We start from the raw sequence: 20077 nt of genomic DNA on the forward strand, positions 1-20077 counted from the left end.
ACGAAGTCAGTTTTGCTAAAGCAAAACTCTTGGGAGGAAAAAACATGAAAGCAGAAATTATCGCAGTCGGTACAGAGCTTTTACTCGGGCAAATCGTCAATACTAATGCACAATTTCTCGCTCGGGAATGTGCAGCTTTGGGAATAAATGTGTATTACCAAACCGTTGTTGGTGATAATGAAGAACGAATGTTAAGCACTTTTGAGTTGGCCGCTTCACGCGCTGATGTGGTTATTTGCACCGGCGGGATTGGCCCGACTCAAGATGATTTGACGAAGGATGTATTGGCTCGTTACGTCGGACAGAAGCTGTATATTCACCAACCCTCCATGGATAAGATCAATCACCTGTTCCAATCCAGGGGAGCCCACATGGTAGAGAGCAATGCGAGACAAGCGCTTCTGCTCGAGGGAAGTGATGCTTTGGAAAATGATACGGGTTTGGCAGTTGGAGCCGCATTTACATATGAAGGAACTCATTTTATCGTTTTACCCGGACCTCCGAAAGAAATGAAGCCCATGTTTGAAAACTATGCAGTTCCATGGCTTCGTTCCCTGATGACCGATGAGATTCCCCTGTATTCCAAAATGCTTAAATTCGCCGGGATCGGCGAGTCCCTTTTGGAGAATAAGCTTATTGATTTGATTGAAGCTCAGACCGATCCTACAATTGCTCCTTACGCCAAAGAAGCCGAAGTCACGATTCGTCTGACGACCAGGGCTCGTACAGCTGAGGAAGGCGAGTTTAAGCTGGCTTCGACTTTGGAGGAGATCCACAATCGGGTCGGGAAGCATTTATATGCGACTGAAGATATTCCAATTGAGCAAGTGATTCTCCAAATGCTTGCGAGCAAAAAGCAAACACTTGCTGTAGCTGAGAGCTGCTCAGGCGGCCGTCTAAGCGATCTTCTTACAGCAGTGCCTAGTAGCTCGAATGTCTTTAAAGGAGGCATCACATGCTACTCCAACGCTCTAAAACACAAGCTTCTCGAGGTTCCTCTCAAAATTCTTGAAGAAGAAGGGGCTGTAAGTGCGGAAACAGCACGGCTGCTTGCTCAAAACCTGATGAGAATTGCAGATTCGGATTATGCGCTGTCCATAACGGGCGTAGCAGGTCCGGATCCGTATGAAGGCAAGCCAGTCGGCTTGGTTTATATAGGCATTGCTGGTCGAGGCTTTGAAACCATTGTAGAGAAGCTTCAAACCTCGGGCAACAGGGAGTCAATTAAACTGAGATCCGCTAAACACGCACTTTATCAAATATGGAAACAGTTGATTAATAACTAAAAATCGACTATACTAGCATTATCTGTTAGCGGAAGAACCGTAGCAAAGCGATAACTTTGTTGCGGTTTTTTGTTTGCCTTCAAAAATGACGAATATATGTTCGGAAAATGCTTGGCAAAGACACCAAAATAAGTTATCATATACCTATATAATGAAAAAAGGGAAGTGAGTGTTTTGACAGATCGTCGCGCCGCACTTGAGGTGGCATTGCGTCAAATTGAAAAGCAATTCGGTAAGGGTTCCATCATGAAGCTGGGTGAATCCACCCATATGCAAGTCGAGACAATCTCCAGCGGTTCGCTGGCGCTTGATATTGCGCTTGGCGTTGGCGGATTTCCACGCGGAAGAATTATTGAAGTATACGGGCCGGAATCATCTGGTAAAACAACGGTAGCCTTACACGCCATCGCAGAGGTGCAGAAGGCAGGCGGAACAGCAGCTTTTATTGATGCGGAACATGCACTAGACCCTTTATATGCCAGCAAATTAGGAATCAACATAGATGAACTATTGCTTTCTCAACCGGATACGGGTGAGCAAGCTCTGGAAATTGCCGAAGCACTCGTTCGCAGCGGCGCTGTTGATATCATTGTAGTAGACTCAGTAGCAGCCCTTGTTCCAAAAGCGGAGATCGAAGGCGAGATGGGAGATTCTCACGTAGGCCTGCAAGCCCGCCTTATGTCTCAGGCACTTCGCAAACTGTCGGGAGCCATCAACAAGTCGAATGTCATCGCCATCTTCATCAACCAGCTTCGCGAAAAGATAGGTGTCATGTTCGGAAATCCCGAGACGACCCCGGGTGGACGAGCCCTCAAATTTTACTCTACGATCCGGTTGGATGTTCGGCGCGTTGAAACCATCAAGCAGGGCAATGATATGGTCGGGAATCGGACCAAGATCAAGGTCGTCAAAAATAAAGTGGCGCCTCCATTCAAGCAAGCCGATATTGATATCATGTATGGCGAAGGTATTTCACGCGAGGGAAGCATTGTAGACATCGGGACTGAGATGGATATCATCAACAAAAGCGGTGCCTGGTATTCCTTCAATAATGAACGACTTGGGCAAGGACGCGAGAACTCAAAGCAATTCCTCAAGGAAAACAAGGAAATCGCAAATATCATCGAACAAAAAATAAGAGATTCCAGCAGTCTCATTAAAGTCGTTGGACCTAACACCGATGATGAAGATGATAACGCATTGGATTAAACTAAAATCGAAGCACCTTTAATATCGTTTAAAGGTGCTTTCCTTTTGTATAAAGGAGTGCTTGGAAATGGAGCCGAGTGAATTAAAGGATTCCATCATCACTAAAGTGGAAAAACAGAAAAGAAGCAAATACCGCTACAATCTTTTTGTGAATGAAGAGTACGCATTTTCCGTTCATGAGGATACAATGATAAAGTACCGGCTCTTCAAAGGAGAACGGATTGATCCCCAGCGGGTGCAGCTAATTATGCAAGATGAAGAAAAACAGAAATCGATTACAAAAGCTTTGCAGATGATTGGACGGAGGCCCCATTCTATATTGGAAATAAAGCGAAAGCTTAAACAGCATGGTTTTGAACCGGAGACCATTGACTGGACCATCGAAAAACTGAAGCAGCAGAATTATATCAATGATGAAGACTTTGCCAGGGCATTAACGGAGAATCGAGTATATACGCAGCGCAAAGGCAGGAATTATGTGCGGAAGGAGCTTCAACAAAGAGGTGTCGCCAAGGAATTTATCCAGGATGCCATGGATCGTATCAATCCCGAAGAAGAATACTTGGGCGCATTGACCCTCGCGAAGAAAAAATGGGAGCTTACATCGGGTACCCAGCAAGACAAGAGAAGGAAGACGCTGTCTTTTTTGATGAGAAGAGGCTTCACTGGGGCCGTTGTCAACAAGGTACTGCAAGAGGTCTCCAATGGATATGATGATGAAGAGGATGGATTTGCAGACTTGGATGAACCATTAGATGATTCTTATAATTAATGTTGTTAATAATTATTAATATTAATAAATAATGTATAATGATCTGAAATGGGGTATATCGGGGTTCGTACCAATAGTTGGACAATGGCTTGACAAGCTTCTTCGACAAAAGATAAAATAGCAATGTATATTTTCATAACAATCACGATCATAGGTCATCTATGATTTTGATGGACAGTCTTAAAAAACGCCAATTTTTATACTGTCTTTTATGAGTCACAAAAGCGCTGTCACTTTTGTGAATATTCATTCTAAAACATGCTCGCTAGAGTATGGATGTAATGACTTGCCAAACAATTAAAAACCGGATTAAAAAACCGAAGGAATCCCAAGCTCATACCTTGGAGAAACCAACGAGGAGGTGACATGATGCTGAACACAGCTATCTGGATCGCGATCATTCTCGTTGTTGGCCTTCTATGCTTAGGGATTGGTTATTTTATCCGCAAGTCTCTTGCAGAAGCGAAAATTTCCAGTGCAGAGCAAGCCGCTGAACAAATCAGGGAGTCAGCCAAGAAAGAAGCGGAAGCATTGAAAAAAGAAACGGTAGTGGAAGCCAAGGATGAAGTACACAGGCTCCGCTCCGAAGCTGAAAAAGACATTCGTGAACGTCGGAACGAAATTCAACGACAAGAAAGACGATTGTTGCAAAAAGAGGAATCGCTGGATAAAAAAATAGAATCTCTTGAACGTAAAGAAGAGCAGGTTGCCAACAAAGAGAAAAGGATCGAAGATACACAAGCACAGATTGACCAGCTTTACAAAACCCAAGTAGCGGAACTTGAACGAATTTCCGGACTCTCTGCAGAAGAAGCCAAGAGCATCATTCTCACTAATGTAGAGCAAGAGGTTCGCCATGAAACCGCTCAGCTTATAAAGGAAATTGAACAGCAGGCGAAGGAAGAGGGCGACAAGAAAGCAAGAGAGATCATTACCCTTGCGATTCAAAGATGCGCCGCTGACCATGTTGCCGAAACTACGGTGTCTGTAGTTACATTGCCTAACGAGGAAATGAAGGGTCGGATTATCGGACGTGAAGGCCGAAATATTCGTGCACTGGAAACACTGACGGGTATTGACCTTATTATCGATGACACGCCGGAAGCTGTTATTTTATCTGGATTTGATCCCATTCGCAGAGAAATTGCCAGAACCTCACTTGAAAAGCTTGTCGCAGATGGACGTATTCATCCGGCACGAATTGAGGAAATGGTCGAAAAATCCCGCAAGGAAGTGGATGAACGTATCCGCGAATACGGGGAGCAAGCCACCTTCGAGGTTGGTGTTCATGGTTTGCATCCGGATTTGATCAAAATTTTGGGCAGACTGAAATTTAGAACGAGCTATGGGCAAAATGTTTTGAAGCATTCAATGGAAGTAGCTTATCTGTCCGGATTAATGGCAGGCGAGCTCGGGGTAGACGTAACTTTGGCGAAACGTGCCGGGCTGCTTCATGATATCGGCAAGGCGCTTGATCACGAGGTCGAAGGATCTCATGTGGAAATCGGCGTGGAGATCGGTAAGAAATACAAGGAACATCCAGTTGTTATCAATGCTATCGCCTCTCACCATGGAGATGTGGAAGCAACATCGGTTATTGCCATGCTGGTTGGAGCAGCGGACGCATTGTCAGCTGCAAGACCGGGAGCACGCAGGGAAACGCTGGAAACTTATATCAAGCGTCTGGAGAAGCTTGAAGAGATTTCCGAGTCGTTTGAAGGTGTTGAGAAGTCTTATGCGATTCAGGCAGGCCGCGAGGTTCGGGTCATGGTACAACCGGAGAAAGTGGATGACACCGAGGCTTTCCGTTTGGCGCGAGATATAACGAAGAAAATCGAAAGCGAGCTCGATTATCCAGGTCATATCAAGGTTACCGTCATTCGCGAAACCAGAGCGGTTGAATACGCAAAATAAAGGCAATATAAAAGGAAAAGTGGCTGATGAAGCCACTTTTCCTTTGTTTTCAAATTCGAATGGGGGTGTCCGTTATCAAGATTGTATTTATTGGAGATATCGTCGGTTCGGTCGGACGAAAAGCATTAAAAACGATCATGCCCAGATTAAAACAGGCTCATTCGAATGCCATATTTATAGCCAATGGAGAGAATGCAGCTGCAGGCAGAGGCATTACAACGGCCATTGCCAAAGAGTTTTATGAGCTCGGCATTCATGGATTGACCATGGGCAACCATACCTGGGATCAGAAGGATATTTTCGATTTTATCGATCAGGATGAGAAAATGATTCGCCCTGCTAACTTTCCCCCAGGAACACCGGGTCGAGGCCATGCCATCATAAAGGTGAAGGATCAAGAGCTGCTGCTTATTAATCTGCAGGGACGAACATTCTTGCCGCCCATTGACTGCCCTTTTCGTACAGTGGACGAAATTGTCGAAACGGGCAAAAAGAAGCATAAATTTATTTTTGTTGATTTCCACGCGGAAGCGACATCAGAGAAAATTGCCATGGGCTGGCATTTGGACGGTAAGGTGTCAGCCGTAGTGGGAACGCATACACATGTTCAGACCCATGATGAGCGCGTGCTGCCGCAAGGGACCGCTTACGTGACGGATGTAGGCATGGTAGGCCCGAGAGACGGAATTCTAGGGATGGAACGCACAGCGGTCCTGCAAAAATTCAAAACCCAGCTGCCTGTTCGTTTTGTTACAGATGAAGGCAAGTGGCATTTTCACGCAGTCGTGATCGAGCTGGACGATCAAACAGGTTTGGCCAAAAGCATCAAGCTGATTCGTTATGACGAAGATCATGTTTTTCTTGATTGATGGATAAAAGGAATGATTGGCCCTCCTTAAGAATATGATGGTTATTGGAATCTATCTATCTTTTCCCGAGGAGGTACTTTCATGGACGTATTAAAAGTTTCAGCAAAATCCAATCCAAATTCTGTTGCAGGTGCATTGGCTGGTGTGCTGCGTGAGCGGGGAACCGCAGAGCTTCAGGCCATCGGAGCCGGTGCGCTAAACCAAGCCATTAAAGCAGTAGCCATCGCAAGAGGGTTCGTTGCTCCCAGTGGTGTTGATCTCATTTGCGTTCCAGCATTTACAGATATCGTCATAGACGGGGAAGATCGGACAGCCATCAAATTGATAGTCGAACCGCGCTAAATCCACTTTCATACATTGCCAGCGCGCCTGTTTACGTTGTAGACAGGTTTTTTGCTGCATCCATATTGAACTGCAAGTCAGTTGAAGACACTAGGTTTATCTCAGTTGATAAGAAAGTATAAGTTTTTCTAAATTATTCTTGTGAGAGGATGGGGAGTCCATGTATATTATTGATGCTCATTGTGATGCGCTGTCCAAGCTTTACTTGCATCCGCAGCTCGATTTTTATCAAGAAGAAGTTGAACTCGCTGTAAGCTTTCCGAGAATGCAAAGGTCGGGGATCAAGATTCAATGCTTTGCCATCTATCTCCCGGAGCTAATCCAACATCCCAAATATGAGCACATTTTGCAAATAGTCGACATTTTTTATCAAAAAGTCATTCAGCCTGGCCGGCTTCAAATAATTAGGCAGGTTAATGATTTGCAAAAGGTGCTCCAGCAAAAGGTAAAAGGCGCGATCCTGACTTTGGAAGGTGTGGATGCTTTAGCAGGTAATGTGGCATTGGTGCGGAATTTATATCAAATTGGCGTCAGGATCATCGGGATCACATGGAACTATGCAAACTGGGCTGCCGACGGAGTCATGGAACCGCGTAAAGGCGGATTTACATTAAAAGGGAAGAAGCTCATTTGGGAAATGGAAAAATTGGGTATAATAGTGGATGTGTCTCATTTGTCCGTCAATGGTTTTTGGGAGTTGATGGACATGTATGCCAAGCCTTTTATCGCTTCCCATTCCAACAGCTATGAACAGTGCCCCCATCCAAGAAATTTATCAAATGATCAGATCAAAGCTATCATTGCGCGTAAGGGTCAAATCGGGCTCACCTTCGTGCCCTATTTCGTTAAAAAGCATTATCCGGTACAGATCAAGGATTTATTGACACATATCGATCATATTTGCGGATTGGGTGGTGAAGCGAACATTGGCTTTGGTTCCGACTTTGACGGAATTGATCAATGGATTCAAGGGTTAGAGCATGCCGGGAAGTACGGAAATCTGGTTGAGGTTTTATGCAAGAACTATAAGGAGGAACAGGTGGCCGGGTTTTTACATGGCAATTGGGAACGTTTTCTTATAAACAATTTGCCGATGGTTGAAAATAATTGATCTAATTTTGATATGGATTCCATCTAAAAATGCTATCTTTACAATTCCACCAAAACTCTTGCTTTTTACTGTCCAAAGGCATAAAATTTGGAATGAATAGTGAAAGAAATTTTTTATATCTCTTAGGATAACGACATGCAATTTAGTCTGAACAAACAGACAGCTACTATTAAAAGGAGTGGACAAAAGGTGATTAGTCAGTTATCTTGGAAAATCGGAGGTCAGCAGGGGGAAGGGGTCGAAAGTACAGACCGCATTTTCTCTACCGCTCTGAACCGTCTCGGTTATTATTTGTATGGGTACCGCCATTTTTCCTCGCGGATTAAAGGGGGACATACGAATAACAAGATTCGCATCAGCACCAAGCCGATTCGCGCAATTTCCGATGATTTGGACATTCTTGTCGCATTTGACCAGGAAACCATTGATTTCAATGCTCATGAGCTTAATGCAAATGGCGTTATTGTGGCGGATGCAAAGTTTAACCCTGTATTACCTGAAGGAATCAAAGCAAGATTGTTCCCGGTTCCCATTACGGCGATTGCCGAGGATTTAGGAACTTCCCTTTTTAAGAATATGGCTGCATCCGGTGCGTCTTGGGCATTGCTCGGACTGCCTTTGGATGTATTTAATAAAGCAGTAGAGGAAGAATTCGGACGTAAAGGCGCAGCAGTCGTTGAGAAAAATATCGAAGCCGTGCGTAAAGGTGCGGAGTCCGTATTGGAGCTTGCTGGTGGCCCGATTCACGAGTTCGCTCTGGAGCCTGCAGACGGTGCTCAGAAGCTGTTCATTATCGGCAACGATGCTATTGCACTAGGTGCAGTGGCAGCGGGATGCCGTTTTATGCCTGCCTACCCGATCACACCGGCTTCCGAGATTATGGAATATTTGATCAAGGCGCTGCCTAAATTTGGCGGTACAGTTATTCAAACCGAAGATGAGATCGCAGCAGTTACCATGGCTATCGGCGCTAACTATGCCGGTGTTCGTACCTTGACTGCATCTGCAGGTCCAGGGCTGTCCTTGATGATGGAAGCGATCGGCCTTGCCGGAATGACCGAAACACCGGTCGTTATCGTGGACACACAGCGCGGCGGACCAAGTACAGGCTTGCCGACCAAGCAAGAGCAATCTGACCTCAATGCCATGGTTTATGGCACACACGGTGAGATTCCCAAGATTGTACTTTCACCAAGCACGATTGAAGAATGCTTCTATGATACCCTTGAAGCTTTCAATCTAGCGGAAAAATATCAATGTCCGGTTATTCTGATGACCGATCTTCAATTGTCACTCGGTAAGCAATCCTCGGAGCTGCTCGATTACAACCGCATTGTGATTGATCGCGGGGCTTTGCTTACAGAGGTTCCTGTACAAGAAGAGAATCAGTTGTTCAAACGCTATGAATACAAACAAGACGGTATTTCACCTCGTGTCCTTCCAGGAACGAAGAATGGGATTCACCACGTCACAGGCGTTGAACACGACCAAAGCGGACGTCCTTCCGAAAGCACGGATAACCGTCAGAAAATGATGGATAAGCGGATGGAAAAACTGAAGCATATCCAGGTAAGAGATGCTGTTAAAGTCGATGCTCCTCATGAGTATCCGGATATCCTGATCGTGGGCATGGGCTCAACAGGGGGAACGATTGACGAAGCCAGGGCAAGACTTGCTAAAGAAGGTATCAAGACCAACCATGCTACTGTTCGTCTGATTCATCCGTTCCCAACAGAGCAAATCAAATCTTATATTGAAAAAGCAAGAACTGTGATCGTAGTTGAAAACAATGCTACCGGCCAACTGGCTGATCAAATTAAACTGCATGTCGGACATGCGGATAAGATTCAAAACCTGCTTAAATACAACGGGAATCCTTTCTTGCCATCGGATATCGAACAAAAATGTAAGGAGCTGAGCTTGGTATGGCAACATTAAAAGACTTTCGTAACAATGTAAAACCGAATTGGTGCCCAGGATGCGGGGATTTCTCGATTCAAGCTGCTATTCAAAGAGCGGCTGCAAATGTTGGACTAGAGCCTGAAGGTCTTGCACTTGTTTCAGGTATCGGCTGCTCCGGTCGGATTTCCGGTTATGTGAATGCATATGGCTTCCACGGCGTTCACGGCAGATCTCTTCCAATCGCACAAGGCGTTAAAATGGCTAACCGTGAACTAACCGTTGTTGCCGCAGGCGGAGATGGAGACGGCTTTGCAATCGGTATGGGACACACCGTGCATGCGATTCGCCGTAACATCGATGTAACTTACATCGTCATGGACAATCAGATTTATGGTTTGACTAAAGGGCAAACTTCCCCGCGCAGTGCGGAAGGCTTCAAGACCAAAAGTACACCGCAAGGTTCCATCGAGACTGCACTTGCTCCCTTGGAGGTAGCACTTGCCGCGGGTGCAACTTTTGTGGCACAATCCTTCTCCAGCAACCTGAAGCAGCTTACAGCTATTATTGAAGAAGGAATGAAGCACAAAGGATTCTCTTTAATCAATGTATTCAGCCCTTGCGTTACTTTCAACAAAATCAACACTTACGATTGGTTCAAGGAAAACATTGTTGATTTGGATGAGTTCCCTGATTATGATCCATCCAATCGTGTAATGGCGATGACTAAGCTTATGGAAACTGGCGGCATGCTGACAGGCATCATCTACCAGGATAAAGCAAAAAAGAGCTATGAAGATCTCGTAGTCGGCTTCAAGCAAGAAGGACTCGCCAAGCAAAACATTAAAATCACAGAAGACGAGTTCAACAAACTGGTTGCCGAATTTAAATAATTGATGACAAGCAAGCGGAGCAAGAGGGCATATGGGTAACCGTATGTCCTTTCTTTCTGCAGTCATACATAGAATCATGCAGCAATTGAAAGGATGATTCCATTTTGAAGCAAGTTCCAATCGGTGTTTCCGCACGCCATGTCCATTTGTCGCCTGAACATATTGATCTTTTGTTCGGTGCTGGATATCAATTAATGGTGTTAAAGAAATTAACCCAACCCGGACAGTTTGCCGCCGAAGAAACGGTCAAAATTACAGGTCCAAATGGACATATCGATAAAGTGAGGGTTATTGGGCCAGCGAGAAAACAAACACAAATTGAAATTTCCCGTACCGATGCTATTACTCTGGGAGTAAATGCTCCTGTATGTGAATCTGGCAAACTCGAAGGTACGCCAGGTATAAAAGTTACAGGCTCCAAAGGGGAGATTGAATTGGAGAAGGGTGTTATCGTAGCTGCGCGTCATATCCATTTTCACACCTCGCAAGCTAAAGAGTGGGGAATTAAAGACATGCAGAGGCTCCGAGTGAAAATAAGCAGTGATCGTCCATTGATCCTTGAAGGTGTGATTGCCCGAGTTTCGGAGCGTTATGCGTTAGATATGCATATCGACACAGACGAAGGAAATGCTGCTGGCGTATTAACAGGGGACTGGGCTGAAATCGTAGATTAGTTTATGCAAAATGGATAAGCAAGCAGGGCGCCGTAGCAGGCGCCTTGTTTTTTTTCTAAAACGATTCATCTTCATCTCATATTTTTTGTCAAAAAGAGTTTTAAGTAATGGATCAGGGAATGCTTACAAGTATACATATTGGGTTATGTATTTATATAACGAACATACAACTAACAAACATATGAGGTGAATTTCTCGAATGAACGACACAAAGGTTTCCATCCAAATAAACGGTAAAGAGATGAATGGCCTATCCGGACAAACGATTCTTGAAGCGGCTAACCAAGAAAAAGTGTTCATCCCTCAAATTTGTTACAACCCGCAGCTTGGAGCTATTGAGACATGTGATACCTGCCTGGTCGAGGTGAACGGCGAGCTTGTCCGCTCCTGTTCGACTTTAGTGCAGCCTGGTGTGCAGATTTATACCGATTCCGCACTAGCGAAGGAAGCTCAGCTGGAAGCTATGTCGCGGATTTTGAAAAATCACGAGCTTTATTGCACAGTATGCGATAACAATAACGGCAACTGTATTGTTCATAACACAACGGAGTTGCTTGAAATGGATCACCAGAAATATGAATTCCAACCCAAACCCTATGAGGTTGATTTGTCCCATCCTATGTATCGCTATGATCCCAATCAATGCATCTTGTGCGGCAGGTGTGTGGAGGCATGCCAAGATCTGCAGGTAAACGAAACGCTGTCCATTGACTGGAATCGCGAGCAGCCTCGCGTGATCTGGGATCAGGACGTGCCGGCCGATATGTCGTCCTGTGTCTCTTGCGGTCATTGCGTAACAGTATGCCCTTGCAATGCTTTGATGGAAAAATCGATGCTGGGGGAAGCAGGTTATTTAACCGGGATTGCCTCTAATTTATTGGAGCCGATGATTGATCTCACCAAGAAAATCGAGCCAGGCTACCGTGAAATTTTCATGATATCCGAAATGGAAGCCGCAATGCGAAAATCCAGAATTAAACGGACGAAAACCGTATGCACCTACTGCGGTGTCGGATGCAGTTTTGAGGTTTGGACGAAGGACAGAGAAATCCTAAAAATAGAACCTACGGTAGAAGCACCGGTGAATGGGGTCTCTACTTGCGTCAAAGGCAAATGGGGATGGGATTTTGTCAACAGTGAAGAAAGGCTGACTAAGCCATTGATCCGCAAAGGTGACAAATTTGTAGAATCGACCTGGGATGAAGCACTGGATCTGATTGCAGCCAAGCTCGGCGAGATTAAAGAAAAGTCCGGACCCCATTCCATTGGGTATATTGCTTCCTCCAAATGCAGCAATGAAGATAATTTTATTTTTCAAAAATTCGCACGGGCCATTATGCAGACCAACAATGTCGATAACTGTTCCCGTTATTGTCAATCGCCGGCTACTGCTGGCCTCATGAGGACCGTTGGATTAGGGGGAGACAGCGGGACCATTTATGACATCGCAAATGCCGATTTGGTGTTGATTATCGGAGCGAATCCCGCTGAATCTCATCCAGTCCTCGCTACTCGGGTCAAACGAGCGCATAAGCTGAACGGGCAGAAGTTGATTGTTGCAGATTTGCGTAAAAATGAAATGGCCGAGCGAGCGGATATGCATATCCATCCGAAACCGGGAACCGATCTGGTATGGATCTCGGCGGTAACCAAATACATCATCGATCATGGTTGGGAAGACCGTAATTTTATTTCAGCTCGTGTACAGGGATATGATCAATTCGTCGAGTCGCTAAGCAGGTTTACTCTTGAATATGCGCAGCAGGTTACCGGACTGTCACAGGATGAGCTCGTCCGGTTGGCCACGATGATCCACGAATCGCCGTCCACTTGTATTCTATGGGCTATGGGCGTCACACAGCACTTGGGGGCAAGCGATACAAGCACGTCAATCTGTAATCTTCTGTTAGTTACCGGCAACTTCGGACGGACCGGGACTGGAGCTTACCCGCTCCGCGGCCATAACAACGTCCAGGGGGCTTGCGATTTCGGCACGTTACCCTCATACTTCCCAGGCTATGAGTCGGTCGCAAATGATGAAGTGCGTGCCCGTTATGAGCAAGCATGGAATGTTAAGCTTCCGAATGAAGCCGGATACGATAACCATCAAATGGTGGAGGGTATTGAAAAAGGCGACCTGAAAGCTCTGTATTTATTTGGAGAAGAGATGGCTATGGTGGACTCCAACTCCAACTTTGTCGAGGAAATGTTCGGAAGGCTGGAATTTTTCGTGGTCCAGGATATATTTTTTACGAGAACCGCGCAGTATGCCGATGTGGTGCTGCCTGCAGCACCCAGCCTGGAAAAGGAAGGAACTTTTACAAACACCGAAAGACGTATCCAGCGTTTCTATAAGGTGTTTGAACCAATGGGCGAATCAAAGCCTGATTGGCAGATTATTCAGGAGGTGGCCAACCGGCTGGGTGCGAACTGGAACTATACGCATCCTGGCGAGATCATGGCAGAAGCCGCCAGTCTGGCCCCGCTGTTTGCCGGTGTGAGCTACGAGCTGCTTGAAGGCTGGAACAGCCAGGTTTGGCCGGTTGCTCCGAACGGCGAAAGCACACCTCTTTTATATAAGAATCAGTTCGGATTTCCGGATGGAAAAGCCCGCCTGTATCCCGTGGATTGGACGCCTCCGTTTGAGCCGAAGGATTATGATCTTCACTTGAACAATGGGCGTATTTTGGAACATTTTCACGAGGGCAATATGACTTACCAAGCGGAAGGCATTCGGCATAAAGTACCGGGTATTTGGCTGGAAGTTTCTCGTGAGCTTGCACAGGAGAGAGGGCTTGAAGACGGAACTACGGTCCGTCTGACTTCTCCTTATGGACAAACAAAAGTTCCGGTGCTGATAACCGATCGTGTTCAGGGAAATGAACTGTATCTGCCCATGCATACAAGGCAAGCGGAGGAAGCTGTCAATCGGTTGACAAGCAGCTACTTTGACATCGTCACTCATACACCGGTCTTTAAGGAGATGAATGTCAATATGGAGATTGTCGAGCAAAAGGGTGAAATCCCGCTTCCTCGTGTAAACCACCGATTTGCCGAGCGAAACCCGCAAATTGGAGTCAAGGTGGAGGAGAAATGGCAGAGGAACGATTTTGTACCCGTGGCAGAAATGGTTCGGAAGGAGACTGAGCAGCATGGCTAAGGCGATCAGCTATATTGAGCGCAAGCTTCCGACCGATGAAGAACTGCAGGCCGAATCGTTAGCAGATGTTTTGAAAGCTATCAGCGATAACCGTCAAGCTATTCTTGCTTTTCTGGATATTCTCAAGGAAATGGAGAATTCGGGAATGCTCGACATCATCCGGGGAATCATGAAAAACAGGACAAGTCTGGGTTCGGTCGGTATGGAGTTTATCAATGTTGCGAAAATACCGAACATGCTTAAAAATGTCATCATGGCTTCTCAATTTCTGGGACGCATTGAACCCAAGGACACGGAGAAACTGATAAACGGACTGGACAGCGGTTTGAAGAAAGCGATGAAAAAAGAGGAAGAATCCATTAGCATGTTGGGCTTACTGGGTTTATTGCGCGATCCCGATGTCAAAACCACTTTGTCCAAAGGTCTTCATCTCCTGCAAGGAATGGGGAAGAGCTTGAACAGCAAATAAACTGTTATACGGGTTGAGAGTTTTAGAAAAACGGGCTGAGGGTAAATCCTCAGCCCGTTTTCATTTTTTAAGGTGAAACTCAGAATCTATGTGGTCATATTTCTTTTGGATAGATAATACAATGAGCATAAATGGAGTATTTATGAAAATAGGGTGTGAAATGGATACAATTGGCCGCAATATCGTACGAAAAGACGCCTTGGAGAAGGTAACGGGAGCGGCCAAATATACAGCCGATCTGGTTACCTCTGATTCGTTATATGCCAAAATGGTTGTCAGTCCTTACGCTCATGCACGGATTATTTCTGTTGATTTATCCATTGCGCAACGTATACCGGGTGTGCTAACGATATTGATCGGTAGAGACGCCAACCTGTTAACCGGCGAAGAAATTAAGGACCGTCCTATAATTGCCTTTGATAGAGTTCGGTATTATGGGGAGCCGGTTGCTGTAGTTGTAGCCGATTCACCTGAAGCTGCTATTCGTGCCGCGAGGCTGATTCTCATAACCTATTCACCGCTTCCGGTGGTTCATACTCCGACCCAAGCTTATCAACAAGGAGCACCTCTTATTCACGAAAATCTGGGTAAGTACGAAAAAATCCCGGGCGTTTTACCAAAGCCCGGTACGAATATATGCAACCACACCAAAATACAAAAGGGGAACATGGAGCAAGGCTGGGCAGATAGTGCTGTTACTGTAGAGGTGAATGTCTCCTTCCCGCCATCAGACCACGCTGCCATGGAAACGCGCAGTGTCAGTGCTGAAATCCTGCCTGATGGCCATGTGATCATCCATTCGGCTACACAAGTCCCATTCGCAATCAAAAAAATGCTGAGCTCCACATTCGGTCTGAGCCAAGGGGAAATCACCGTCCATACTCCATTAGTTGGTGGTTCGTACGGGGGCAAGTCAGCCATTCAGCTTGAATTTATCGTTTATTTGGCTTCAAAAAAGGTAGGAGGCCGAAAAGTTGAGCTGACCAATTCGCGTGAGGAGGATTTCACGACATCACCGGTTCATATCGGGTTGGATGCACGGGTGAAACTGGGCTGCGATTCAGAAGGCTTCTTTCAGGCTGCCGAAATATTTTTTTTATTTGACGGCGGTGCTTATTCGGACAAAGCCGTCCTAATAAGTCGGGCTGCCGCGATCGATTGTACGGGGCCTTATCATATGCCCAATGTTCGGTGCGACTCGTTATGCATGTATACGAATCACCCCTATGCGACATCGTTCCGTGGCTTCGGTCATCCCGAATTAACCTTTGCCATTGAACGGTCCATGGAGCTATTGGCGGAAAAATTATCGATGGACCCGCTTGAGCTTCGTTGGAAAAACGCGATTCGACCCGGCCAAACAACCCCGACTCAGGTTGTTTTAAATGAAAGCAAAATCGGTGATACCCGCCGCTGCATTGAAAGGGTGAAAGAATTGATCGCATGGAAGGAAGGACAGCACATCAAAGTTGGTCCCGACCTCATAAGAGCGAAAGGGATGAGCTGTTTTTGGAAAACGTCTATCCTCGCAACAAATGCCGGGTCCGGAGCGATTCTTACATTCAACGCGGACGGAACCGTCAATCTAAGCTGTGGGGTTGTCGAAATCGGCACAGGCTCGCGAACGGCACTCGCACAGGTCGCATCCGAAGCTTTGCAGATCGATATCGACCGGATCTACGTAAAGATGGATATCGATACGAGTCTTGCGCCGGAACATTGGAAAACCGTGGCTTCGAGAGGAATGTGGATGGCGGGCAGAGCGGTGCTCGCTGCTTGTCAAGACGCGATTCGCCAGCTCTTTCAAACAGCATCCCAGGTTTTACGATGTTCCATGGACGATTTGGGGATACGTGACGGATATGTCTTTATCATGGGTGAACCGGAACGAAAATTGGCTGTCAAAGACATCGCCTACGGCTATGTGTACCCGAATGGCAATGCGATCGGAGGGCAAGTCATAGGTCGGGGCCAATATACACTTCAGGGCATGACATACCTTGACCCTGAGACCGGAAAAGGCGTCCCGGGACCGGATTGGACGGTCGGGGCCCAGGCAGTGGAGGTCGAATGGAATTCCCGTGATTATACATATAAAATATTACGGGCTGTCACGGTTATCGATGCCGGAACGATCATTAACCCGAAACTTGCGGAAGGACAGGTTAAAGGAGCAATGCACATGGGTTTGAGTTTTGCCAGCCGGGAGGGATTTATATTCGATCAACAGGGGATCGTTTTGAATACACAATTTCGAACCTACAAAGTGCTCCGTTACGGAGAAAATCCCGATTATACGGTTGAGTTCGTCGTGACGCCGTCCCACGAGACAGCCTACGGACTGCGAGGCATTGGGGAGCACGGTTTGATCGGCATGCCGGCCGCGCTTGCGAACAGTCTATCAAGGGCAGCCGGCGTTCCGCTGAATCGTCTCCCGCTATTGCCGGAACTGATTTGGCGTGTGAAAACGGGTGGCAAACCATGATCGAATTTGATTTTGAATACTATCGTCCTTCGACGATCGAGGAAGCCGTCAGACTCTACCATGTGCTGTATACAAGGGGAAAGAGCCCTATTTACTACTCGGGTGGTACGGAAATCATCACATTGGCAAGAGCAGGCCAGATCAAGATGGGGGCGGTTATCGATATAAAAGGTATAGCGGAAAGCCGCATTTACGGTTATCGCGAACAGGAGCTTGTCATCGGATCCTCAGTCACATTGACACAATTGTCCGAGGTCCCGGAATTTCCTCTTCTTGCTTTGACCGGGAGCCATGTAGCAGACCATACGGCCCGAAACAAAATCACAATTGGTGGAAATATTTGCGGCGAAATTATTTACAGGGAAGCTGTCCTGCCGTTTCTATTGGCGGAAAGCCGCGTCGTAATCGCAGGAAGAAATGGGGTGAGGACCGTCCCGATTTTAAATGTCTTCCGGCAAAGGCTGTTACTGGAAAGAGGGGAGTGGCTTGTCCAAATATTAACCGACCGCAGAATGCTCCAATTGCCCTTTTACAGTGTTAAAAAACGCAAGCTTGATCTCATCGACTATCCTCTTCTTACGCTCTCAGCCCTCAAAATCGGTGATTTTATTAGAGTCGCCATAAGCGGATTAATATCCTACCCCTTTCGTTCAGATGAGGTCGAGAATATTTTGAACAATCGAGACTCGCCTCTGGAGGAACGTATACGGCTAGCTGTTCAAAAGCTGCCTTCACCAGTTTTGGACGACTGGCTGGGATCGGCGGATTACCGGCTTTTCGTGTTAAAAAATACGTTGGTCGAGATGTTTACAGCGCTGGAGGGAGGATCATTTTGATGGATCAATCACGTTGTTTGACTAAATTAATGGTGAATGGGGAAGTAAGGAGAGTGGAATTTCGAGCAGCGGAAACATTGCTGGATGTCTTGCGCGGTCCGCTTGGTCTAACTGGTTCCAAACCCGGATGTTTGAATGGAGATTGCGGAACTTGTACAGTTCTTGTTGACAGTTGGCCGATGAAATCGTGTATCATGCTGGGCGTGGAAGTGATCGGCAAGTCCATTGTAACGATCGAAGGAATCAAAGGTTCAGCGGTACAAAGAGCTTTTATCGAAAATAATGCGTTCCAATGCGGTTATTGTACACCCGGGTTTATTATGAACATCGAAGGCTTAGTCCAAAACCATCCGTATGCGAACGATGATATTATTGAAGAATGGTTGCAATCGAATATCTGCCGATGCACCTGCTATGAGGAAATCAAGGCAGCGGCGATTTCCGTGTTGAGAGAAAACAATCCTTAACCACATAAAAGACCACATTCCAAGTATTGGAATGTGGTCTTTTATCAATTGAAGATATGGCTATCTTAGACCTAATGTGGAGTCCTTTAAAGACTTTTCGCCTTTTGGATTACTTTTATGTAAAATGAGGTATGTGATAATTCATTTGTATTTACTGATTAATGATTTTAAAATTAATGGAAGGGGGGCTGTCCTGATGTTTATTACCAAACATGATGGATATTTATTTATTGTCAATCAATATGATCATTCCGTACAAGCGGGAGAGGTAGTAAGGCATTGGGGGAATGTTCATTTTGCCTGGCCGGAGGCTTTTCAATCACTTTGTTTAGCCGTAGAAAAGCACGATATTGGTTGGATAGAATCGGATTCAAAGGTCGTGTTTGATCCCGAAACCAGACAGCCTGTTCCTTTCAATCGTGTGGATCTACTTCAGCATGTTGAGTTTTACGGTAAGGGATATGAGCAAGTAGCAGCGGAGGATCCATATGCCGGGCTTTTGGTAGGGATGCACTGGATAGGATTATATACGAGTCGTTTTGGATATGATCCGTCGTTCACGTTTAGAGTACCCGATGAATTGGTTCCATTTATGAATGAGAAGATCATCAACACGCAAAAGGGTTGGATTGATCTGAAGATGAAATTGTGGAATAAAAAGGAGCCCAGAAGCCGATTTGAAGATCAGCTATGGATGAATTATGAGATAGTTCAATTTATGGACCGCCTTTCACAGTATGTATCTATACATACCTTGGATACGCAGAATCAATTTATATTGGGTCCTGTACGTCAAACCGTAGATAGTGAAGGGGTTATGTTTACGGTTCAAGGGCAAGGTGACGGAAACGTTGTTGTAGACCCATTCCCATTTGATTCCGAGGTGGAAACTACTGTCCATTTGCGTAAAATTCCAGATATCTCTTATGGATCGCATGAGGAAGTTTATCAAACTATGGAAGAAGCTGCAATTGAGCGAGTGACCTGGAAGTTCATACCTGCTAAATAAGGAGGAGTAAGAAGAAAGAAAGGAACTAAGAATTAAGGAGATTAATCAATGAAATCGGTTGCTTCTGCAGAGGTATATGGAATAGTGCCAGCGAGTGGTTTTTCTAGACGGATGGGAAAACAAAAGCTGCTTCTTTCATGGCAAAATACCCCCCTCCTTGAACATGTTTTAACAACAGCCCAAAATTCATCACTAAGAGAAGTTTTATCTATAATTCCTGCTGGAGATGAAGAATGCAGTAGAATCAATAAGCAAAGCAATTGCCATACTGTATATAATGACAATCCCGAGAGAGGTATTGGATACAGTCTGGCACTTGGAGTTAAGCAAATTCCAAGAACGGCTGATGCAGTGATCATTTTACTCGGTGATCAGCCTGAATTAAAACGGGATGACATTGAAAACGTCATTCTTCGTTACCAGGATCTTTTAGAAAATCAAAGTGATTCGAAAGTAATTATTCAAACGCAATATACAGATAATAAGGTGGGTCACCCTATATTATTTTCTAAACATTTCTTTTCCGATATTTCTCAATTGGATGGAGATCGGGGAGGTAATAGTATTATTACTTCTAATTTAAAATATAAATCTCTTGTTGAAAGTAAACATGCTTACCCTGATGATATTGATACAATAGAAGACTTTAATCGATTACTTGACAGATAATTGGAGGAGTTTA

General features: G+C 45.6%; 17 protein-coding genes. All 17 read left to right on the forward strand.

What is annotated here, in order from left to right; genetic code table 11:
• The first annotated feature begins 44 nt into the window (after positions 1–44).
• The gene (locus BLV33_RS02910) at positions 45–1286 is read left to right on the forward strand and encodes a competence/damage-inducible protein A (RefSeq protein ID WP_090788135.1); all 1242 of its coding nucleotides are present in this window, start codon (positions 45–47) and stop codon (positions 1284–1286) included.
• Between the two features lie 174 nt (positions 1287–1460).
• Entirely contained in the window at positions 1461–2495 is a 1035-nt protein-coding gene (gene recA, locus BLV33_RS02915; protein ID WP_090788137.1) for a recombinase RecA, read from the forward strand.
• 67 nt (positions 2496–2562) lie between these two features.
• Positions 2563–3267 (forward strand): RecX family transcriptional regulator, encoded by a 705-nt coding sequence (locus BLV33_RS02920; RefSeq protein ID WP_090788140.1) that lies wholly within the window; start codon positions 2563–2565, stop codon positions 3265–3267.
• A 372-nt stretch (positions 3268–3639) separates the two neighbouring features.
• On the forward strand, positions 3640–5181 hold the full coding sequence (gene rny, locus BLV33_RS02925) for a ribonuclease Y (protein ID WP_090798613.1): 1542 nt from the start codon (positions 3640–3642) through the stop codon (positions 5179–5181).
• Between the two features lie 74 nt (positions 5182–5255).
• Positions 5256–6050 (forward strand): TIGR00282 family metallophosphoesterase, encoded by a 795-nt coding sequence (locus BLV33_RS02930; protein ID WP_090798615.1) that lies wholly within the window; start codon positions 5256–5258, stop codon positions 6048–6050.
• A gap of 81 nt (positions 6051–6131) precedes the next feature.
• The gene (locus BLV33_RS02935; protein ID WP_090788142.1) at positions 6132–6392 is read left to right on the forward strand and encodes a stage V sporulation protein S; all 261 of its coding nucleotides are present in this window, start codon (positions 6132–6134) and stop codon (positions 6390–6392) included.
• A 160-nt stretch (positions 6393–6552) separates the two neighbouring features.
• On the forward strand, positions 6553–7503 hold the full coding sequence (locus BLV33_RS02940; protein WP_090788144.1) for a dipeptidase: 951 nt from the start codon (positions 6553–6555) through the stop codon (positions 7501–7503).
• Positions 7504–7692: 189 nt separating this feature from the next.
• Complete coding sequence (locus BLV33_RS02945; RefSeq protein ID WP_090788146.1) at positions 7693–9441, forward strand: 2-oxoacid:acceptor oxidoreductase subunit alpha; 1749 nt, start codon at positions 7693–7695, stop codon at positions 9439–9441.
• A complete protein-coding gene (locus BLV33_RS02950; RefSeq protein WP_090788148.1) occupies positions 9429–10295 on the forward strand; it encodes a 2-oxoacid:ferredoxin oxidoreductase subunit beta in 867 nt (288 codons plus the stop codon). Before BLV33_RS02945 ends, BLV33_RS02950 begins: the two co-directional genes overlap by 13 nt.
• A 104-nt stretch (positions 10296–10399) precedes the next feature.
• Positions 10400–10969, forward strand: coding sequence for a phosphate propanoyltransferase (locus BLV33_RS02955; RefSeq protein WP_090788151.1), 570 nt, complete (start codon positions 10400–10402; stop codon positions 10967–10969).
• A gap of 199 nt (positions 10970–11168) precedes the next feature.
• Entirely contained in the window at positions 11169–14129 is a 2961-nt protein-coding gene (gene fdhF / locus BLV33_RS02960) for a formate dehydrogenase subunit alpha (protein WP_090788153.1), read from the forward strand.
• A complete protein-coding gene (locus tag BLV33_RS02965) occupies positions 14122–14598 on the forward strand; it encodes a helical membrane plugin domain-containing protein (RefSeq protein ID WP_090788155.1) in 477 nt (158 codons plus the stop codon). Before fdhF ends, BLV33_RS02965 begins: the two co-directional genes overlap by 8 nt.
• A gap of 121 nt (positions 14599–14719) precedes the next feature.
• A complete protein-coding gene (locus BLV33_RS02970) occupies positions 14720–17083 on the forward strand; it encodes a xanthine dehydrogenase family protein molybdopterin-binding subunit (protein WP_253186944.1) in 2364 nt (787 codons plus the stop codon).
• A complete protein-coding gene (locus tag BLV33_RS02975; protein WP_090788157.1) occupies positions 17080–17919 on the forward strand; it encodes an FAD binding domain-containing protein in 840 nt (279 codons plus the stop codon). Before BLV33_RS02970 ends, BLV33_RS02975 begins: the two co-directional genes overlap by 4 nt.
• On the forward strand, positions 17919–18386 hold the full coding sequence (locus BLV33_RS02980; RefSeq protein WP_090788159.1) for a (2Fe-2S)-binding protein: 468 nt from the start codon (positions 17919–17921) through the stop codon (positions 18384–18386). Before BLV33_RS02975 ends, BLV33_RS02980 begins: the two co-directional genes overlap by 1 nt.
• 196 nt (positions 18387–18582) lie before the next feature.
• The gene (locus BLV33_RS02985; protein WP_171908987.1) at positions 18583–19395 is read left to right on the forward strand and encodes a DUF3891 family protein; all 813 of its coding nucleotides are present in this window, start codon (positions 18583–18585) and stop codon (positions 19393–19395) included.
• A 48-nt stretch (positions 19396–19443) separates the two neighbouring features.
• The gene (locus tag BLV33_RS02990; protein WP_090788163.1) at positions 19444–20064 is read left to right on the forward strand and encodes a nucleotidyltransferase family protein; all 621 of its coding nucleotides are present in this window, start codon (positions 19444–19446) and stop codon (positions 20062–20064) included.
• The last annotated feature ends 13 nt before the right edge of the window (positions 20065–20077 follow it).

Source organism: Paenibacillus sp. GP183, from assembly GCF_900104695.1.
In the GTDB taxonomy this organism is placed as follows: Bacteria; Bacillota; Bacilli; order Paenibacillales; family NBRC-103111; genus Paenibacillus_AI.

Coding starts and splice junctions, on each gene's coding strand:
- BLV33_RS02910 (WP_090788135.1), top strand. CDS start 45: ATGAAAGCAGAAATTATCGCAGTCGGTACAGAGCTTTTACTCGGGCAA.
- BLV33_RS02920 (WP_090788140.1), top strand. CDS start 2,563: ATGGAGCCGAGTGAATTAAAGGATTCCATCATCACTAAAGTGGAAAAA.
- BLV33_RS02935 (WP_090788142.1), top strand. CDS start 6,132: ATGGACGTATTAAAAGTTTCAGCAAAATCCAATCCAAATTCTGTTGCA.
- BLV33_RS02940 (WP_090788144.1), top strand. CDS start 6,553: ATGTATATTATTGATGCTCATTGTGATGCGCTGTCCAAGCTTTACTTG.
- BLV33_RS02950 (WP_090788148.1), top strand. CDS start 9,429: ATGGCAACATTAAAAGACTTTCGTAACAATGTAAAACCGAATTGGTGC.
- fdhF (WP_090788153.1), top strand. CDS start 11,169: ATGAACGACACAAAGGTTTCCATCCAAATAAACGGTAAAGAGATGAAT.
- BLV33_RS02965 (WP_090788155.1), top strand. CDS start 14,122: ATGGCTAAGGCGATCAGCTATATTGAGCGCAAGCTTCCGACCGATGAA.
- BLV33_RS02970 (WP_253186944.1), top strand. CDS start 14,720: ATGAGCATAAATGGAGTATTTATGAAAATAGGGTGTGAAATGGATACA.
- BLV33_RS02975 (WP_090788157.1), top strand. CDS start 17,080: ATGATCGAATTTGATTTTGAATACTATCGTCCTTCGACGATCGAGGAA.
- BLV33_RS02980 (WP_090788159.1), top strand. CDS start 17,919: ATGGATCAATCACGTTGTTTGACTAAATTAATGGTGAATGGGGAAGTA.
- BLV33_RS02985 (WP_171908987.1), top strand. CDS start 18,583: ATGTTTATTACCAAACATGATGGATATTTATTTATTGTCAATCAATAT.
- BLV33_RS02990 (WP_090788163.1), top strand. CDS start 19,444: ATGAAATCGGTTGCTTCTGCAGAGGTATATGGAATAGTGCCAGCGAGT.